This window comes from Streptomyces sporangiiformans, from assembly GCF_005768555.2.
Lineage (GTDB): Bacteria > Actinomycetota > Actinomycetes > Streptomycetales > Streptomycetaceae > Streptomyces > Streptomyces sporangiiformans.
Map to the genome: position 1 here is coordinate 1 of NZ_VCHX02000162.1, position 16660 is coordinate 16660.

16 protein-coding genes are annotated in these 16660 nt (G+C 70.2%); 8 read left to right on the forward strand and 8 right to left on the reverse strand.

What is annotated here, in order from left to right:
- Window positions 1-205: 205 nt before the first annotated feature.
- From FGD71_RS26570 to FGD71_RS26580, 3 genes are all read left to right on the forward strand, one after another.
- A complete protein-coding gene (locus FGD71_RS26570; RefSeq protein WP_119103053.1) occupies window positions 206-3391 on the forward strand; it encodes a sacsin N-terminal ATP-binding-like domain-containing protein in 3186 nt (1061 codons plus the stop codon).
- A 196-nt stretch (window positions 3392-3587) separates the two neighbouring features.
- Entirely contained in the window at window positions 3588-4520 is a 933-nt protein-coding gene (locus tag FGD71_RS26575; RefSeq protein ID WP_119103054.1) for a hypothetical protein, read from the forward strand.
- Window positions 4521-4733: 213 nt separating this feature from the next.
- Window positions 4734-5579: a DUF5707 domain-containing protein gene (locus FGD71_RS26580; protein WP_119103055.1), complete on the forward strand. Its 846-nt coding sequence runs from the start codon at window positions 4734-4736 to the stop codon at window positions 5577-5579.
- Here the strand turns inward: FGD71_RS26580 and FGD71_RS26585 are convergent.
- From FGD71_RS26585 to FGD71_RS49090, 3 genes are all read right to left on the reverse strand, one after another.
- Complete coding sequence (locus tag FGD71_RS26585; protein WP_119103056.1) at window positions 5563-7986, reverse strand: HAD-IC family P-type ATPase; 2424 nt, start codon at window positions 7984-7986, stop codon at window positions 5563-5565. The genes FGD71_RS26580 and FGD71_RS26585 overlap by 17 nt on opposite strands.
- Before the next feature lie 127 nt (window positions 7987-8113).
- Window positions 8114-8425 carry a DUF2530 domain-containing protein gene (locus FGD71_RS26590; protein ID WP_119103057.1) on the reverse strand — a complete coding sequence of 104 codons (312 nt, stop codon included), beginning with the start codon at window positions 8423-8425 and terminating at the stop codon, window positions 8114-8116.
- 9 nt (window positions 8426-8434) lie between these two features.
- The gene (locus tag FGD71_RS49090; protein WP_240436783.1) at window positions 8435-8740 is read right to left on the reverse strand and encodes a BrnA antitoxin family protein; all 306 of its coding nucleotides are present in this window, start codon (window positions 8738-8740) and stop codon (window positions 8435-8437) included.
- Window positions 8741-8862: 122 nt separating this feature from the next.
- Here FGD71_RS49090 and FGD71_RS26600 point away from each other — a divergent pair, with 122 nt between their 5' ends.
- Window positions 8863-9300: a MarR family winged helix-turn-helix transcriptional regulator gene (locus FGD71_RS26600; RefSeq protein WP_119103058.1), complete on the forward strand. Its 438-nt coding sequence runs from the start codon at window positions 8863-8865 to the stop codon at window positions 9298-9300.
- 82 nt (window positions 9301-9382) lie between these two features.
- Complete coding sequence (locus tag FGD71_RS26605) at window positions 9383-10867, forward strand: MFS transporter (RefSeq protein ID WP_181359280.1); 1485 nt, start codon at window positions 9383-9385, stop codon at window positions 10865-10867.
- A gap of 60 nt (window positions 10868-10927) precedes the next feature.
- Here the strand turns inward: FGD71_RS26605 and FGD71_RS26610 are convergent, their stop codons facing one another.
- The gene (locus FGD71_RS26610) at window positions 10928-11515 is read right to left on the reverse strand and encodes a Uma2 family endonuclease (RefSeq protein ID WP_119103059.1); all 588 of its coding nucleotides are present in this window, start codon (window positions 11513-11515) and stop codon (window positions 10928-10930) included.
- A 114-nt stretch (window positions 11516-11629) separates the two neighbouring features.
- Here FGD71_RS26610 and thpR point away from each other — a divergent pair, with 114 nt between their 5' ends.
- On the forward strand, window positions 11630-12223 hold the full coding sequence (thpR, locus tag FGD71_RS26615; RefSeq protein ID WP_119103060.1) for an RNA 2',3'-cyclic phosphodiesterase: 594 nt from the start codon (window positions 11630-11632) through the stop codon (window positions 12221-12223).
- Between the two features lie 139 nt (window positions 12224-12362).
- Here the strand turns inward: thpR and FGD71_RS26620 are convergent, their stop codons facing one another.
- Window positions 12363-13355, reverse strand: coding sequence for an aldo/keto reductase (locus FGD71_RS26620; protein ID WP_119103061.1), 993 nt, complete (start codon window positions 13353-13355; stop codon window positions 12363-12365).
- A gap of 111 nt (window positions 13356-13466) precedes the next feature.
- On the opposite strand from FGD71_RS26620, the gene FGD71_RS26625 reads away from it, so the two are divergent.
- Window positions 13467-13730 carry a hypothetical protein gene (locus tag FGD71_RS26625; RefSeq protein WP_119103062.1) on the forward strand — a complete coding sequence of 88 codons (264 nt, stop codon included), beginning with the start codon at window positions 13467-13469 and terminating at the stop codon, window positions 13728-13730.
- Window positions 13731-13820: 90 nt separating this feature from the next.
- On the opposite strand, the gene FGD71_RS26630 is transcribed toward FGD71_RS26625, so the two are convergent.
- Both FGD71_RS26630 and FGD71_RS26635 read right to left on the reverse strand, forming a co-directional pair.
- Window positions 13821-14195 carry a MarR family transcriptional regulator gene (locus FGD71_RS26630; protein ID WP_119103063.1) on the reverse strand — a complete coding sequence of 125 codons (375 nt, stop codon included), beginning with the start codon at window positions 14193-14195 and terminating at the stop codon, window positions 13821-13823.
- A gap of 44 nt (window positions 14196-14239) precedes the next feature.
- Window positions 14240-14923: an SGNH/GDSL hydrolase family protein gene (locus tag FGD71_RS26635; RefSeq protein ID WP_119103064.1), complete on the reverse strand. Its 684-nt coding sequence runs from the start codon at window positions 14921-14923 to the stop codon at window positions 14240-14242.
- A 99-nt stretch (window positions 14924-15022) separates the two neighbouring features.
- Here FGD71_RS26635 and FGD71_RS26640 point away from each other — a divergent pair, with 99 nt between their 5' ends.
- Window positions 15023-16033, forward strand: coding sequence for a WD40 repeat domain-containing protein (locus FGD71_RS26640; RefSeq protein WP_119103065.1), 1011 nt, complete (start codon window positions 15023-15025; stop codon window positions 16031-16033).
- Here FGD71_RS26640 and FGD71_RS26645 read toward each other — a convergent pair.
- Entirely contained in the window at window positions 16030-16536 is a 507-nt protein-coding gene (locus tag FGD71_RS26645) for an Lrp/AsnC family transcriptional regulator (RefSeq protein WP_119103066.1), read from the reverse strand. The genes FGD71_RS26640 and FGD71_RS26645 overlap by 4 nt on opposite strands.
- Window positions 16537-16660 lie beyond the last annotated feature (124 nt).

Consider the following 16660-nt stretch of genomic DNA (forward strand, 5'->3'; position numbering starts at 1 on the left):
TCGCGTAGGGCTTGTCTCAGGAAACCCGCACCTCTTACCAACCCCGGGTCGTACGCCCCCGCGGCGACGGGCGGACGCACCGGCACACGACCCCGACCCGACCCCCCCACCGCAGGCGCCCCGCCCAACCGCCGGAGGTACGAGGTACCTTCGTGCCGCGACCGGTACCGCGTGCGGCCGTACACCTGGAGAAGGAGACTGAACCGTGAGCAAGTTCGTGCGGCCGGCAGCCGAGGGTGCGGACCCGTTCGGGACGGCGCGCCTGCGGCGAGGGGTACTGGACGCCTGGGCGGCCAGCCCGGCGCGGTTCCGCGAGGACGCGAACGCCGAGGAGGAGCTCGTCCTCGGCGGCTACCGCGACCGCCTCGTCGTCGAACTCGCGCAGAACGCCGCCGACGCCGCCGCCCGCGCCGGCGTACCGGGCCGTCTGCGGCTCACCCTCCGCGGCGGCGCCCTCGTCGCCGCCAACACCGGCGCCCCCCTCGACGCCGCCGGCGTCGAGTCGCTGTCCACCCTCCGCGCCTCCGCGAAACGAGAAGACAGCGAGGGCACGGTCGGCCGGTTCGGCGTCGGCTTCGCCGCCGTGCTCTCCGTGACCGACGAACCCGCCCTCCTAGGCCGCCACGGCGGCGTCCGCTGGTCCCTCGCCGAGGCCCGCGACCTCGCCACGGACACCGCGCGCCACAGCCCCGGCCTGGGCGACGAGCTCCGTCGCAGGGACGGCCATGTGCCCCTGCTCCGGCTGCCGTTCGCCGCCGAGGGCCGCGCCCCGGACCCGTACGACACCGCCGTGATCCTTCCCCTGCGCGACCCGGCCGCCCAGGACCTCGCCGAGCGTCTCCTCGACTCGATCGACGACGCGCTGCTCCTCGCCCTGCCCGGCCTGGAGGAGGTCGTCGTGGAGAGCGGCGACACGGTTCGCACGCTCCGGCTCCGGCACGAAGGGGGTGGCGCAGGAGAGAACGGGGAGAACGGGGAGCACATCGTCACGGTCGAGGACTCCCGTGACGGTACGACCCGCTGGCGGACCGTTTCCGCGCTCGGCTCCCTCGACCCCGCCCTCCTCGCCGACCGCCCCGTCGAGGAGCGTCTGCGCCCGCACTGGTCCGTCACCTGGGCCGTCCCCGTCGACGCCGACGGCGCCCCGGCCCGCCCCCGCACCAGCCCCGTCGTCCACGCGCCCACGCCCAGCGACGACCCCCTCGGCGTACCGGCTCTCCTCATCGCCTCCCTGCCCCTCGACTCGACCCGCCGCCATGCCGCCCCCGGGCCGCTGACCGACCTGATCGTCGAGCGCGCGGCCGACGCGTACACCGAACTGCTCGCCGCATGGCGTCCGGTGCGGACCGGGATCATCGACCTCGTGCCCGGCCCGCTCGGCAAGGGCGAGCTGGACGGTGCGCTGCGCAAGGCGATCCTGGACCGGCTGCCGCGAACCGCCTTCCTGCCACCGGCCGCCCCGCCGGGCGAGGACGCCGACCTGCCCGAAGCCCTCCGCCCCCGCGACGCCGAGGTCGTCGAGGGTGCCGGGGCCGAGACCGTACGCGTGCTCGCCGAGGTGCTGCCCTGCCTGCTGCCCGCCGGGCTGGAACGCCGGGTGGAACTGCGGACGCTGGGTGTCGAGCGCGTGCCGCTGACCGAGGCCATCGACCGGCTCGCCGGCCTGGAGAAGGAACCGGGCTGGTGGCGACGGCTGTACGACAGCCTGGCCGGCGTCGACCCGGACCGGCTGTCGGGGCTTCCGGTGCCGCTGGCGGATGGGCGTACGACGATCGGCCCCCGCCAGATCCTGCTGCCCACCGGCGACGGCATCCAGGCGACCGCCGACGGCACCCGGAGCGCTCCCGACGCCACCGGAGCGGCTCCTCACGCCCTCGCCCGCCTCGGCCTCAAAGTCGCCCACCCCGACGCCGCCCATCCTCTCCTGGAGAAGCTCGGCGCCCTGGCCGCCACGCCACGCGCCGTCCTCACCACCCCCCAGGTACGCGCCGCTGTCGCCGCCTCCCTCGACGACGGCGGCTGGGACGAGGACGCCCCGGACGCCGAAGAGCTGGCCGACACCGTCCTCGCCCTCGTCCGCGACGCCGGCCTCGAACCCGGTGACGAACCCTGGCTCGGCGCCCTCGCCCTCCCCGACGAGGAGGGTGAACTCGCCCCGGCCGGCGAACTGGTCCTGCCCGGCAGCCCTTTCGCCCAGGTGATGCGGGAGGACGAACTCGCCGCCGTGGACGGGGAACTGGCCGAGCGGTGGGGCGAGCAGCCGCTGGCCGCCTGTGGCGTGCTGGCGAACTTCGCTCTCGTACGCGCCACCGATGTCGTCCTCGACCCGGACGAACTGGAGCCGCACGAGGGCGACTTCGCCGAGCCCGACGACGTCGGGCTGCTCGACGCCGTCGACGTGTGGTGCGAGGACGTCCTCGACCGGCTGCCCGAAACGCCGGTTCCGCCGGTCGCCACCGAGATCGTCTCCGTACGGGATCTCGATCTGGTCGACGACGACCGCTGGCCGCAGGCCCTGGCGCTGCTCTCGCGTCCGCCCCTGCGTGACGCCCTCACCCAGCCGGTCCGCGTGCTGCTGCCGGACGGGACGCACGAGATCGTCCGGTCCTACACCGCTTGGTGGTTGCGCGGGAACCCGGTGCTCGACGGCCGCCGTCCGGCGGGGCTGCGCGCCGCGGGCGGCGATCCGCTGCTGCACGGCCTGTACGACGCCGCCGACGCGACCGGGTTCGAGGACGAGCAGGTGCTGCGGGCCCTCGGGGTGCGCACCTCGGTCGCGGCGCTTCTCGACGAACCCGGTGGCGCGGCCGAGCTCCTCGACCGCCTGGCCGACCCCGACCGTCCCGTCTCCACGACCCAACTGCACGCCCTCTACGGCGCCTTGGCCGACCTGGACCCGGAGCAGGTGACCCTGCCGGACGAGGTGCGCGCGGTCGTCGACGGGCAGGTGACGGTGGTGGACGCGGCCGACGCCGTGGTCGTCGACTCGCCGGACCTGCTGCCGTTCACGGCCGGCGTCCCGCTGCTGCCCGTACGGCCGTCACGCGCCGCCGACCTCGCCGAACTGTTCCAAGTGCGGCGCCTCAGCGAGTCGGTGACCGGCGAGGTCACCAGCGAGGGCGTCGAGCACGAGGTTCCCGATTCCGTCCGCGTCCTGCTGGGACCGACGACGCCCGAGACGTACGTCGAGCACGAGGAACTCTTCGTCGACGGCGTCGAGATCGACTGGCGCCGTACGCGTGACGGCGTGCTGCACGCCGCCACCCTGGAGGGCGTCGCGGCCGGCCTCGCCTGGGCGGCCGGACAGTGGCCGCGCCGTTTCGAGGTCGCCGCGCTGCTCGAAGACCCGTCCAGGACCGAGGAGTTGGCGCGAGACCGCTGGTTCGACTGAGGTACGTGCTGTGTGGTGCGTGGGTGGTGTTGTCGGAGTCTTGTGACCTTGATCACAAGCGCACGCGAACTTCACCACCCGCGCAACCAATGCCCCCTGAAAGAGATCTGATCAACGGGTCAATAGACCCCACGATCACTCGGGCCCCACGTGAAGCCGCTTACCGTGGGCGCCCCTTTCTCCATCAGGGGAACGCATGCGCATACGTGCCACCGTGGCCGCCGTCACCGGCGCCCTGGCTCTCTCCGCCCTCGCCGTTCCGGCCGCACAGGCCGACGACTCCACCGCCTCCCGCGCGGACGTGGCGAAAGTGAGGGAAGCCGCCCGGTCCGCCGGGGCCACCTACGACCAGCCCTCCGCGCGCGTGGTCGTCGAGGACGACGCCCCGTACGCCCTCGACCTCGCCTTCTCGGACGTGAAGGTCAACGGTGGCAAGCCGATCGTGGCGGGCACCAGCAAGCAGGTCACCGTCCCGACGACCTTCACCGTGACGCACGGCGCCGACGTCGACATCCTTGCCGACGACTTCATCCTGGACGTCGCGATCTACCGCGGCTCCTACGGAGAGCCCGACAACACCCTCTACGGCGACGACCTCCCCGCCTGCACGCCGGTCTCCACCACCGTCGCCACCTGCAAGGGCACCATCGACGTCTACCCGGGCATCGGACTGGACAACACGGACGCCACCTCCTGGAAGGCCCTCGGCCACGCGATCGCCTTCAACGGCCAGGACCCGGCCGGCGAGACCTTCGACGTCACCAAGGTCGGTTACGCCGAGCAGGACGCCCTCGCCTCCACCAGGCTCCAGCGTTACTCCAAGCTGACGGTCAACGCCGCCCCGGAGCCCGTGAAGAAGGGCAGGACCATCACGGTCACCGGCGCCCTGACCCGCGCCAACTGGAACACGCACAAGTACGCGGGCTACACCAGCCAGCCCGTGAAGCTCCAGTACAAGAAGAAGGGCACGACCACCTACACGGACGTCAAGACGGTCACCTCGTCCTCGACGGGCAGCCTGAAGACCACGGTCACGGCGTCCTACGACGGCTACTACCGCTACAACTTCGCGGGTACCTCGACCACCCCGGCCGTCAAGGCCACGGGCGACTTCGTCGACGTGCAGTGACCGGCCGCCCGGGCGAGCGAGGCCGGAGAGGTAAGTAGATGTGATCTGAACAACATCTGACCAATACCTTTACAACTCGTACAACCTTTCCCCCACTTCGTGGATCTGAACACGAGCCGACTGGCTTCAGACCAGCCGACCGGCTTCTCTCAGACCAACTGGGTCCCGCGTGACAGCGTTGTGCCGCGGGACCCCTTTCCACGTGGGGAACACATGCGCATGCGTGCCACCCTGGCCGCCGTAACCGGGGCCCTGGCCCTTTCCGTCGTCGTCGTCCCGGCCGCCCACGCCGGTGACGAGCCCAGCACCGCTTCGGTCGCCAGGACCGCGGAGTCCTTCGCGGCGAACGGCCCTCTCGACACGGTCATCGGCGACACCGAGATCTCGAACGTCGTCGTGAACGGCGGCAAGGAAGTCGTCCTCGGTACCACCACCAGGAAGACCTTCACGGTCAGCTTCACCGCGACAGACGACTCCGGCATCGACTGGGCGCAGGCGATCCTGTGGCACGGGCCGGACTTCGACAACCTCGACGGCGGCGCCGTGGCCGACTCGGGCGACGGCAGGTCCGTCTGCACCGAGGTCAGTGCCACGACGTCGACCTGCACGTCGTCCTACACCGTCAAGGCGAACACCGATCTCGTCAACGCGCTGGCCGGCGGCTGGAAGGTCTGGGCGCTCGCCCAGGGCACCGACGGCGACTACGTCCAGCAGGACAACGTCAAGGGCTTCAAGATCCAGCGCGCGTCGAAGCTGACCGTGAACGCCGCCCCGGAGCCGGTCAAGAAGGACAAGACCATCACGATCACCGGCAAGCTGACCCGCGCCAACTGGGAGACCGAGAAGTACGCGGGCTACACCGACCAGGCCGTGAAGCTCCAGTTCAAGAAGAAGGGCACGACCACCTACACGGACGTCAAGACGGTCAAGTCGGGCTCCGGCGGCGCCCTGAAGACCACCGTCAAGGCCGCCCAGGACGGCTACTTCCGCTACGTCTTCGCGGGCACCTCGACCACCCCGGCCGTCAAGGCCACGGGCGACTTCATCGACGTGCAGTAACCGCCTTCCCGCGGGGCACATCGCGGCGGCCCACCCACCTCCACACCAACTCCAGGGTGGCCGCCGCGACCACCGCGATGCCCACCGCGCTCCACGGCATCGTCGTCCCCACCAGCTTCAGTGCGAAGAACTCCTGGAGCCACGGCACGACCAGGACGATCAGGAAGCCCGCGCCCATCGCCGCGACCAGGCCGATGCGCCACCAGGTGTAGGGCCGGGCGATGATCGCCAGCACCCACAGGGAGATCAGGAAAAGCGTCAGCGTCGCGGCACTCGTCTCCGCGTCCAACGCCTCGCGCCCGGTGTAGTGCTCACGGGCGATCAGATACGTGGCGAAGGTGGCCAGCCCCGCGACGACGCCCCCGGGGATCGCGTACCGCATGACCCTGCGGACGAAGTGGGGTCGAGCCCGTTCCTTGTTGGGGGCCAGGGCCAGGAAGAAGGCCGGGACGCCGATCGTGAGGGTGCCAAGCAGGGTCACGTGCCGGGGCAGGAACGGGTATTCGACCTGGGAGACCACGACCAGGAGGGCCAGCAGCACCGAGTAGACCGTCTTGACGAGGAAGAGGGTCGCGACCCGCGTGATGTTGCCGATCACCCGGCGGCCCTCCGCGACCACCGACGGCAGCGTCGCGAAGCTGTTGTTGAGCAGCACGATCTGCGCCACCGCCCGGGTGGCCTCCGAGCCCGAGCCCATCGAGACACCGATGTCCGCGTCCTTCAGGGCCAGCACGTCGTTCACGCCGTCGCCCGTCATCGCCACCGTGTGCCCGTTCGACTGGAGCGCGCCCACCATGTCCCGCTTCTGCTGCGGGCTGACCCGGCCGAACACCGTGCTCGCGTCGAGCGCCTTCGCCATCTTCTCCCGCTCGCCGGGGAGCCGGCGGGCGTCCATGACGCTCCCGGTGAGCCCCAGCTTCCCGGCCACCGCGCCCACCGAGACCGCGTTGTCGCCGGAGAGCACCTTGGCCTGTACGTTCTGCTCCTCGAAGTACCGCAACGTGTCGGCCGCGTCCGGGCGCAGCCGCTGCTCCAGGACGACGAGCGCGGCGGGCCGGGCGCCGTCCTGGACCCCCGGGTCGTCGAGATCCTTGACGGCCCGGGCCAGCAGCAGCACCCGCTGCCCGTCCTCGTTGAGCCGCTCGGTCTCGGCGAGCGCCGGGTCCTCGGCGGGCAGCAGCACGTCGGGCGCGCCGAGCAGCCACGTACTCGACTCGCCGTTTCCCTCGGTGAAGGAAGCCCCGCTGTACTTGCGTGCCGAGGAAAACGGCAGGGCCTGCTCGCACCCCCAGTCCCCGCTGTCCGGGTAGGCGTCGATGACCGCCTGCAGCGAGGCGTTGGGCCGCGGGTCCGAGGCGCCGAGCGCGCCGAGGACCTTGCGGACGTACGTCTCGTCATGGCCGTTCAAGGACCGCACCTCGGTGACGTCCACGCCGCCCTCGGTGAGCGTGCCCGTCTTGTCGAGGCAGACGGTGTCGACGCGGGCGAGGCCCTCGATGGCCGGCAGCTCCTGCACCAGGCACTGTTTCCGGCCGAGCCGGATGACCCCGATCGCGAAGGCGACGGACGTCAGGAGGACGAGGCCCTCGGGGACCATCGGCACGATGCCGCCCGCGGTCCGCGCCACGGAGTCCTTGAAGTCGTTCTCCTTGACGACGAGCTGGCTGATGATCAAGCCGATGGCGGTCGGGATCATCATCCACGTCACGTACTTGAGGATCGTGGAGATGCCGCTGCGCAGCTCGGAATGGACCAGCGTGAAGCGGCTGGCCTCCTCGGCGAGCTGCGCCGCGTACGCCTCGCGCCCCACCTTCGTGGCGGTGAACGCGCCGCCGCCGGCCACCACGAAGCTGCCCGACATGACCTGGTCGCCGGGCTGCTTGACGACCGGGTCCGCCTCACCGGTGAGCAGCGATTCGTCGATCTCCAGTCCGTCGGTCTCGACGCACTCGCCGTCCACGACGATCTTGTCGCCCGGCCCGATCTCGATCACGTCCGCCAGTACGATCGCGGAGGTGCTGACCTCGGTCGCGACCCCGTCTCTGCGGACGGTAGGCCGCGCCTCGCCGATCACCGCCAGCGAGTCCAGGGTCCTCTTCGCGCGCAGCTCCTGGATGATGCCGATGCCCGTGTTCGCGAGGATCACGAAGCCGAACAGGCTGTCCTGGATCGGCGCGACGGCCAGTGTGATCAGCCAGAGCACACCGATGATCGCGTTGAACCGCGTGAAGACGTTCGCGCGGACGATGTCGACCGTGGAGCGGCTGCTGCGCACGGGTACGTCGTTGACCTCGCCCCGGGCAACGCGCTCGGCGACCTCGGCAGCGGTAAGGCCTCTCGCCCGCCTGACGGGGCCGGAGGCCGGATGCACAGGATCGAGTTCGGCGCCCGCGTCGATGTGCGTCATGCAGTCGACGGTACGGGGGGATATGGGGCTCCACATGCCGAGTGCGGCAAAGTCCGACCAGGGTAGGACGTGGTGTGATGCCGTGGTTGTACGAGGCTGATCGGAAGTGGTCGTTCCGTACCGGGAGCTAGTCGGTGACCGGATCCGTCATCTCGTGGGCGGTGTTCGGAGGGCCGTCGCGGCCGTCCGCCTTCGCCGCCGCGTCCCTCTTGATCGCCGCGTCCCGCCTCCGTACGTACCAGATACCGATCAGGCCGAGACCGGCGCCGGCCAGGCAGGTCCACAGCCACCACAGATGCCCGTGGTCGTCGAACCAGCCGTAGAAGGGCAGCTGCGCCACGAAGAGGACGAACCAGAGGATCGTGCCGCCTGTGATGGTGGCGACGACGGGACCCTCAAGGGGTTCCGGTGCCTCGTGCCTGGGGGTCCACTTCGCCATGTGCACAGCTTACGAGGGAGTTCCGCGTGTTCCTCCCGAGGTCCGTACGGTCCTCGTGTGCGAAGGCTGCGAAAGCCGTGAAGGCGCGGCGCAGGCGTCCGCGTCGGCCCCGTAGAACTTCTCCGTCTCCTCGACCGCCGTACGGAACCGCTCGTCGAAGTCGTCGCGAGAGAGCGTCCGGATCACATAGTCCTGGACGCTCATCCCCCGTTTCGCCGCACGGTCCCGGAGCCGGTCGAGCAGCTCCCCGTCCATCCGCAGGCTCAGCACGCTGGTCCCCATGCCTACGAGGGTCGCCGCCACCGGCAGGACCATGCGTCACTTTTCGGAGCGGACTCACTCAAACGGGTGACCGGGGGGTGGAGTGGCCGGGGTCACGGGCGACGGGTGAGCATTCAGTTGGTCTTTAGGTAGGGTAATGAGTTACGCTAAAGAACATGGTTGACCTGACCCATGGCGACGACGCTGCCGCCGTGAACGCCCTGCGATCCGCCGTGATGCGGCTGTCCCGCCGACTCAAGCACCAGCGGGTCGACGAGTCGCTGAGTCCGACCGAGATGTCGGTGCTCGGCACCCTCGCCCGCTGCGGCACCGCCACGCCGGGCGAGCTCGCCCGCAAGGAACATGTGCAGCCGCCCTCGATGACCCGCATCGTCGCGCTTCTCGAAGCCAAGGGTCTGGTCAGTCTGGAGCCGCATCCCGAGGACCGGCGCCAGAAGGTGGTCGCGCAGACCGAGCGCGCCGAGGCGATGCTCGAGGAGAGCCGCCGCAAGCGGAACGCGTGGCTGGCAGACCTGGTCGACGGCCTCGACGAGGACGAGTGGGCCAAGCTGCGCGAGGCCGCCCCCGTCCTCGAGAAACTCGCGCACCTGTAGCCGTACGCGCCCGCCCGTCTCCCACCGCCACGCTCAACGGAGACCCCGCGGGCCGCACCTCTCGCCAAAGGAGGCGACCCGATTGAGTACGGGACCCGGAGCAGCTTCCGCCCCCGGACCGAACGACCCCGATTCCCCCGACGCCCTTTCCACCCCTGCATCCTCCACGTCCCCTGCATCCTCCACGTCCCCTGCATCCTCCACGTCCCCTGCTTCCGCCGCTTCCGCCGCTTCCTCCACGGCCCCGGATTCCTCCGCGTCGCCTGCCTCCCCCGAGAAGTCGTCGACGTTCAGCTCGCTGCGGATCCGGAACTACCGGCTCTTCGCCACCGGCGGCCTCGTCTCCAACACCGGCACCTGGATGTCCCGCATCACGCAGGACTGGCTGGTGCTGAGCCTGACCGGCTCCTCGGCCGCGGTCGGCATCACGACCGCGCTGCAGTTCCTGCCGATGCTGCTCTTCGGCCTGTACGGCGGTGTCATCGCCGACCGCTACCCCAAGCGCCGGATGCTGTTCTTCACCCAGGGCGCGCTGGGCCTGTGCGGTCTCGCGCTCGCCGTCCTCACCCTCTCCGGGCAGGTGCAGGTCTGGCACGTCTACCTGATCGCGTTCCTGCTCGGCATGGTCACCGTCGTCGACAACCCGACCCGGCAGACCTTCGTCTCCGAGATGGTCGGCCCGGACCAGCTGCGCAACGCCGTCAGCCTCAACTCGGCCAACTTCAACTCCGCCCGCCTCATCGGCCCCGCCGTCGCCGGCGTTCTGATCTCGACCGTGGGCAGTGGCTGGGCGTTCCTCATCAACGGTCTCGCCTTCCTGGCGCCCATCACCGGTCTGCTCCTCATGCGCCCGAGCGAGCTGTACAAGGTGGAGCGGACGCCGCGCGGCAAGGGCCAGTTGCGGGAAGGGCTGCGCTATGTCGCCGCCCGGCCGGAGCTGATCTGGCCGATCGTGCTCATCGGGTTCGTCGGCACGTTCGGCTACAACTTCCCGATCTGGCTCACCGCGTTCGCCGACGAGGTCTACCACGCGGGCGCCGGGACGTACGGCCTGCTCAACACGCTGATGGCGGTCGGCTCGGTCGCCGGAGCCCTGCTCTCGGCCCGCCGGGCCTCGGTCCGTCTGCGGTTCCTGGTGGGTTCGGCGGCCGTGTTCGGCGTACTGGAGATCGCGGCCGCTCTGTCCCCGTCCTACTGGCTCTTCGCCTTCCTGCTGATCCCCATCGGCATGGCCGCCCTGACGGTCAACACGACCGCCAACGCCAGCGTCCAGCTGGCCACCGACCCCGCCATGCGCGGCCGCGTCATGAGCCTGTTCATGATGGTCTTCGTCGGCGGTACGCCGCTGGGGGCGCCCCTCGTCGGCTGGGTCACCGACACCTTCGGTGCCCGTATGGGCTTCGCGTTCGGAGGCCTCGTCTCGGCGCTGGCCGCGGCGACGGTGGGGCTGGTCCTGGCCCGCGTCGGCGGCCTGCGCCTGTCGGTCGGCTGGAACCACGGCCACCCGCGGGTCCGGTTCGTCCCGCGGGAGGAGGAGCGGGAGCCGGAGCTGGCGACGGTGGCGTAGGGCGTCGCCTCGGGCGTCCGCCGTCGGGGGGAGCAGCGGCGGCCGGGCCGGAGCGCGGACTCAGTCGCGGGGGAACTCGTCGGTCTTGAGGACGAGGCCGACGGTCGTCCCGGACAGATCGATCTCGTCACCGAAGTCGAGGCTGAGGACGCCCCGGTACGCGCCGTCCTTCGGCAGCGTGTGCAGATGCCACTGGCCGGTGTACGGATCCACGATCAGGTACACCGGCACCCCGGCGGCGGCGTACGCATCCTTCTTCGGCTCGTAGTCGTTGCGGCCGGTGTCCTTGGAGATGACCTCGGCGACGAACTCGACGTCCTGATACCGCAAGCGGCCCTTGTCGTCCGGCTCGAAACCCTCCACGAGGGCCGCCACGTCGGCCGCGAACCCGTTGAGATGCCCGGGGAAGTCGATGCGGACATCGGACATCAGGCACTCCTCCGGGTACCGGGCCCACAGCTGTTTGAGGATGTTCAAGATGATCCGCCAGTGCGTGCGGCGCTGCGGCGACATGAAGATGTTCCCCCCGACGATCTCAGCCTTGGTTCCCTCGGGGATGGGCATCTTCTCCAGCCACTCGAACATCGCGTCGAGCGTGAGGTCGTCGCTGCTCTCGGCCATCTCGATCCTGTCTTCAAGGACGGTCATCGTGGCGCTCCTCCCCGGCTGCCGCTCGGACGAGCGCAGCCGCGCAGTACAACGATACGCACGGTGACCAGGACACGCTCGGGCGTGAAGGCGCACGGCAGGGAGACTGGCCCCATGAGACTCTTCGCCGCCGTGCTGCCACCGGAGGATGCGACCGCCGAACTCGCCTCGGCGGTGGCCGAGTTGAGGAAGCTGCCCGGAGCCGAGCAGCTCCGCTGGACCGGGCACCCCGGGTGGCACTTCACGCTCGCGTTCTACGGAGAGGTCGCCGACGAGCTCGTACCGGATCTGTCGGCCCGGCTGGAGCGGGCGGCCCGCCGGACGGATCCGTTCGAGCTGGCGTTGCGGGGCGGAGGCCGGTTCGGGGGCCGGGCGCTGTGGGTGGGCGCGACGGGTGAGCTCCGTACGATGCGGCTGCTCGCGGACCGCGCCGAGGCGGCGGGCCGGAAGGCGGGCGTGACGGGTGACCGCGGGGATCGCGGGCACCACGGTTTCCACCCGCACCTCACGCTGGCCCGCGCCCGCGAGCGGGCGGACTTCGCGCCGTACGTCTCCCTGCTGAACGCCTTCGCCGGCCGAACCTGGTCCGTCGACGCACTGCACCTCGTCCGCAGCAACCTCCCCGGATCGGGGGTACCGGGCGAACAGCCCCGCTACGAGACGCTGGTCCGCCTACCCCTCGGCCCGGGCGCGGGAGCCGAGGAGTAGGCGGTTACGCTCGACCACGTGGACCCGAAGACCCGTAACCGGATCATGGCCGGTGTGCTCGTGCTGATGTTCCTGGTGGTGGCGCTGGCGGCGGCACTCGGCAAGTAGCCGGCAGCCATCGCCGGGGCAGCCGTGCTCCCTACCAGGCGAAGGCTTCCGGAGACGGCCCCGGCCCCGGGAAGATCTCGTCCAGGGACGCCAGGAGCTCCTCCGACAACTCCAGCTCGGCCGCCCGTACGGCGGAGTCGAGCTGCTCGGCGGTGCGCGGCCCGACGATCGGTCCCGTGACCCCCGGCCGGGTCAGCAGCCAGGCCAGGGCGGCCTCGCCGGGCTCGATCCCGTGCTTGTCCAGCAGGTCCTCGTACGCCTGGACCTGGGCGCGCACGGCCGTGTTGGCGAGCGCGTCGGCGGACCGGCCGCTCGCCCGGCGCCCGCCCTGGACCTCCTTCTTGATGACGCCGCCCAGCAGCCCGCCGTGCAGCGGGGACCATGGGATGACCCCCAGCCCGTACTCCTGCGCGGCCGGAATGACCTCCATCTCGGCGCGGCGCTCGGCGAGGTTGTAGAGGCACTGCTCGCTGACGAGACCGATGGTGCCGCCCCGGCGGGCGGCGATCTCGTTGGCCTGGGCGATCTTGTACCCGGGGAAGTTGCTGGACCCGGCGTAGAGGATCTTCCCCTGCTGCACCAGCACGTCGATGGCCTGCCAGATCTCCTCGAAGGGAGTGGCACGGTCGATGTGGTGGAACTGGTAGATGTCGATGTAGTCGGTCTGCAGCCGCTTCAGGCTGGCGTCGACCGCCCGCCGGATGTTGACCGCGGAGAGCTTGTCGTGGTTCGGCCAGGCGTCACCGTCGGCGGCCATGTTCCCGTACACCTTGGTGGCCAGCACGGTCTTGTCCCGCCGCTCGCCGCCCTGGGCGAACCAGCTTCCGATGATCGACTCCGTACGGCCCTTGTTCTCGCCCCAGCCGTACACGTTGGCGGTGTCGAAGTAGTTGATCCCCGCGTCCAGTGCCGCGTCCATGATCGCGTGACTGTCCGCTTCGTCGGTCTGCGGACCGAAGTTCATGGTCCCGAGGACGAGTCGGCTGACCTTGAGTCCTGTGCGTCCGAGCTGCGTGTACTTCATGGCTCATAGCCAACGGGGTGGAGTGCGCTCTAGGCAACACCCCACCTGCGGCACTCGCACGGGAAGTGTGCGCGACGGAAGCGAAGGTGGCCGCCTCGTTAGTCTGTAGCCATGGAAGACAGAGCCGAGACCGCTTGCCGGATCTGCGGGCTGGATGACGGCGAGGTGCTCTTCAATGAGTACGGCGTCCCTCAGTACGTCATTTGTGAGTGCTGTTACAACGAGTCCGGCATCGGCGACGACACCCTGACGCAGGTCCGCGAGCTTCGGGGCTACTGGGTCGGCCATGGCGCTCAGTGGCACGACCCGAAGCGAAAGCCGGCTGACTGGGACTTGCTGAAGCAGATTGCCAACATTCCCGCCGAATGGCGCTGACCAGGGCCACCACGGCCTGGACACCTACAGGCAGGAAGCTCTGCTGGAGATTCGCCCGCATAGTCGCTGAGAGGTCCAGCGCTGTCGGAACTACTCGGGCAGGTCGCTGTCGCCGCCGAGGTTGGCGATCACTTGGCGGAGGACGTTGAGAGCGGCCACGTACTGCTCCTCGGTGATGCCCTGGTGCATCTGCTGGTGGGCCCGGGCGTTGCGTTCCCTGGCGCGGAGGCGGCCGGACTCTCCCTCCGTGGTGAGGGTCAGGGTTCCGGCGGCGTCCTGCGTCATCCAGCCGCGCTTCAGCAGGTCGTCGTACACGTCGGCGAAGTCGATGCCGAGATCGTCGTACCGGGTGAGCCTGGCGGTGAGTTCGGCCCGGGTCCAGCGGGCCGGGGCGGCGGCGACGTGGTTGAGAGTCCACCAGTGCGGTTGGGTGAGGGACTCCGTTGGGTGACCGTAGGAGCTCAAGTTTGGTTGAGGTCAAGGGTGTTGGTGTGCGCGATGATCAGGTCCTACGGGGAGCCGTGGGCGTAGGGCTCGCCCAAGTCCCAGGCCTGGTGCATCGCGTCTGCGAAGGCTGCCGCGAGCTTGTGTTCGCCGGAGGCGTTCGGGTGGGTGCCGTCGTAGGTGTCGAGGTGGACGTCGTACGACGGTGGGGGTGATGTGAGGAGAAGCGGGGAGCGGGGCTCGTCCAGGTCCGCCGCCACCTTCGCCAGCAGCTCGTTGAAGCGGGCGACCTCGGCGGCGAAGGGGGCGTCCGTGTGCGCCCGTACGTTCGGGATCACCGGGAGGAGGACCATCGCCACGCGAGGGTTGGCCGAGCGGGCCTCGGAGATGAAGGCGCGGGCGTTCGCCGCCGTCCCGTCCGCGTCCGTGTAGAAGCCCAGGTCGATCAGGCCGAGGGAGACCAGGAGGACGTCCGCCCGCTGCGTGCGTACCGCTTCGGCGATCTGCGGGGCGAGGTGGAACCAGCCCTCGCCCCAGCCGGCGAGGTGGCCGCGGGGGAAGTCCGGGTCGGCGTACTCGTACGAGTCGGGGGCGTCCGTCGCCTTGTCGTAGAGCGTCTCGCGCGGGCCGACGATGCGGAACGGGCCGCCGTACGTCGTGCGCAGGTGCTGCCACATCCGGTAACGCCACGTGTGTTCGCCCGCGCTTCCGATGGTCTGGGAATCGCCGACGGGCATGAACCTGAGCATCCGCTCATCATCGTCGATCGTCGTCGCTCACCGTGGGGGTCGGCGTGTGAGGATGGCCACGCGGCGTGAACGCCGGGCGGGGATGGCAGGCTTGGGGCCATGCGCCGTTCGCTGTCGTTCCTCGCCGGAGCCCTGCTCGCCGCCGTCGCGCTGGGCGCGCCCGCGCCCGCCCTCGCCGCTGCCGACGAGGGATCGGAGGGCTCGGAGGGGTTCACGATCAAGGACTCGAGGATCACCGAGTCCAGCGGGCTCGCCGCCTCCCGCGCCCACCCGGGCATCTACTGGACCCACAACGACAGCGACGACGGTGCCTTCCTCTACGCCGTCGACAGCCGGACCGGTGACACCGTCGCGACGATCACCATGGCGGGCGTGGGCTCCCCCCGGGACGTGGAAGCCGTCTCCGTCGGACCCGACGGTCACCTCTACGTCGGTGACATAGGGGACAATCTGGGTGGCGCATGGTCCTACGTGTGGATCTACGAGCTGCCCGAGCCGAAGGAGCTGAAGGACCAGACCGTCCGCGCGACGCAGTACGTCGTGAAGTACGCGGACGGGGCCCGCGACGCGGAGGCGATGATGGTGCATCCGAAGACCGGCAAGGTCTACATCGTCTCGAAGAACGAGGACGGCGGCGGGCTGTACGAGCAGCCCGCGACGCTCAGCGCCAAGGGCACCAACGTCTTCAAGCGCATCGGCGACATCGACCTCTGGGTCACCGACGGCGCCTTCTCCCCGAACGGCAAACAGCTCGCCGTACGCGGCTACTTCGGCGGGGCCGCGTACGACTGGAACGGCGGGAAGCCGAAGAAGGAGGGGCGGCTGAGCGTGCCGCTCCAGGGGCAGGGCGAGTCGATGACCTACACCCCCGACGGATCCACGCTGCTGTACGGGAGCGAGGGGGAGGAGAGCTCCGTGGAGCCCGGCAGCGTGCCGGGCGGTGGCGGGGATGAGGGAGACAACTCCTCCTCGGCGGGCGGTGGTTCGGCGGCCGACGGAGATGGCGACAACGGGGACGGCGCCAACGGCAACCTCAAGGTGGGCGCCATCGCTCTCGCCGTCGGGCTCGCCGTCGTCCTCGGGTTCAAGCGCCTGTTCCGACGCGGCTAGTCACTGGTCTCGGATGCGCGCACGCCGTCGGCGAGCGAGGCGGCCTCAGGGCGCGTGACCGTCCGGCGTGGCAGGAGTGTCGAGTAGACGACGCTCGTGGTCAGGGAGCCGAGCCGGGCCAGCTGGTCGACCACCTGCTCGAGGTGGGTGACGTCGCGGGCGGCAAGCCGCAGGACGTAGCACTCGTCTCCGGTGACGCGGTGGCACTGGAGGATCTCGGGCTGGTCGGAGATGAGCCGGCGCAGCGGCTGATGGGCCGTACCGGGGTACTTCAGCCGTACGACGGCCTGGATGCCGAGGCCGACGCGGGACGGATCGACCGCCGCGTGGTACCCGGTGATCACCCTCAGGCTCTCCAGCCGGCGGACCCGCTCGGTCACGGCCGAGGGGCTCAGCGCGACGCGGCGGGCCAGCTCGGCGTACGACAGGCGGGCGTCCTGTTGCAGCTCTTCCAGGATCGACCAGTCCAGTTCGTCCAGCGCCGCAGTGGATTCATCGGTCATCCCGCGAAACTACCGTTGGTTCCCCTCTCCATGGGGCGCCTGCGAACGGGGAAACCCTGGGGCCGGGCGGGGTGCGGGCCGTAGCCTCGACGCCCGTTGTGACCCGCTGCGCACCCGACAGGAG

Coding starts and splice junctions, on each gene's coding strand:
- FGD71_RS26575 (WP_119103054.1), top strand. CDS start 3,588: ATGCGCATACGTGCCACCGTGGCCGCCGTCACCGGCGCCCTGGCTCTC.
- FGD71_RS26580 (WP_119103055.1), top strand. CDS start 4,734: ATGCGCATGCGTGCCACCCTGGCCGCCGTAACCGGGGCCCTGGCCCTT.
- FGD71_RS26585 (WP_119103056.1), bottom strand. CDS start 7,986: ATGACGCACATCGACGCGGGCGCCGAACTCGATCCTGTGCATCCGGCC.
- FGD71_RS26590 (WP_119103057.1), bottom strand. CDS start 8,425: ATGGCGAAGTGGACCCCCAGGCACGAGGCACCGGAACCCCTTGAGGGT.
- FGD71_RS49090 (WP_240436783.1), bottom strand. CDS start 8,740: ATGGTCCTGCCGGTGGCGGCGACCCTCGTAGGCATGGGGACCAGCGTG.
- FGD71_RS26600 (WP_119103058.1), top strand. CDS start 8,863: ATGGTTGACCTGACCCATGGCGACGACGCTGCCGCCGTGAACGCCCTG.
- FGD71_RS26610 (WP_119103059.1), bottom strand. CDS start 11,515: ATGACCGTCCTTGAAGACAGGATCGAGATGGCCGAGAGCAGCGACGAC.
- thpR (WP_119103060.1), top strand. CDS start 11,630: ATGAGACTCTTCGCCGCCGTGCTGCCACCGGAGGATGCGACCGCCGAA.
- FGD71_RS26620 (WP_119103061.1), bottom strand. CDS start 13,355: ATGAAGTACACGCAGCTCGGACGCACAGGACTCAAGGTCAGCCGACTC.
- FGD71_RS26625 (WP_119103062.1), top strand. CDS start 13,467: ATGGAAGACAGAGCCGAGACCGCTTGCCGGATCTGCGGGCTGGATGAC.
- FGD71_RS26635 (WP_119103064.1), bottom strand. CDS start 14,923: ATGCTCAGGTTCATGCCCGTCGGCGATTCCCAGACCATCGGAAGCGCG.
- FGD71_RS26640 (WP_119103065.1), top strand. CDS start 15,023: ATGCGCCGTTCGCTGTCGTTCCTCGCCGGAGCCCTGCTCGCCGCCGTC.
- FGD71_RS26645 (WP_119103066.1), bottom strand. CDS start 16,536: ATGACCGATGAATCCACTGCGGCGCTGGACGAACTGGACTGGTCGATC.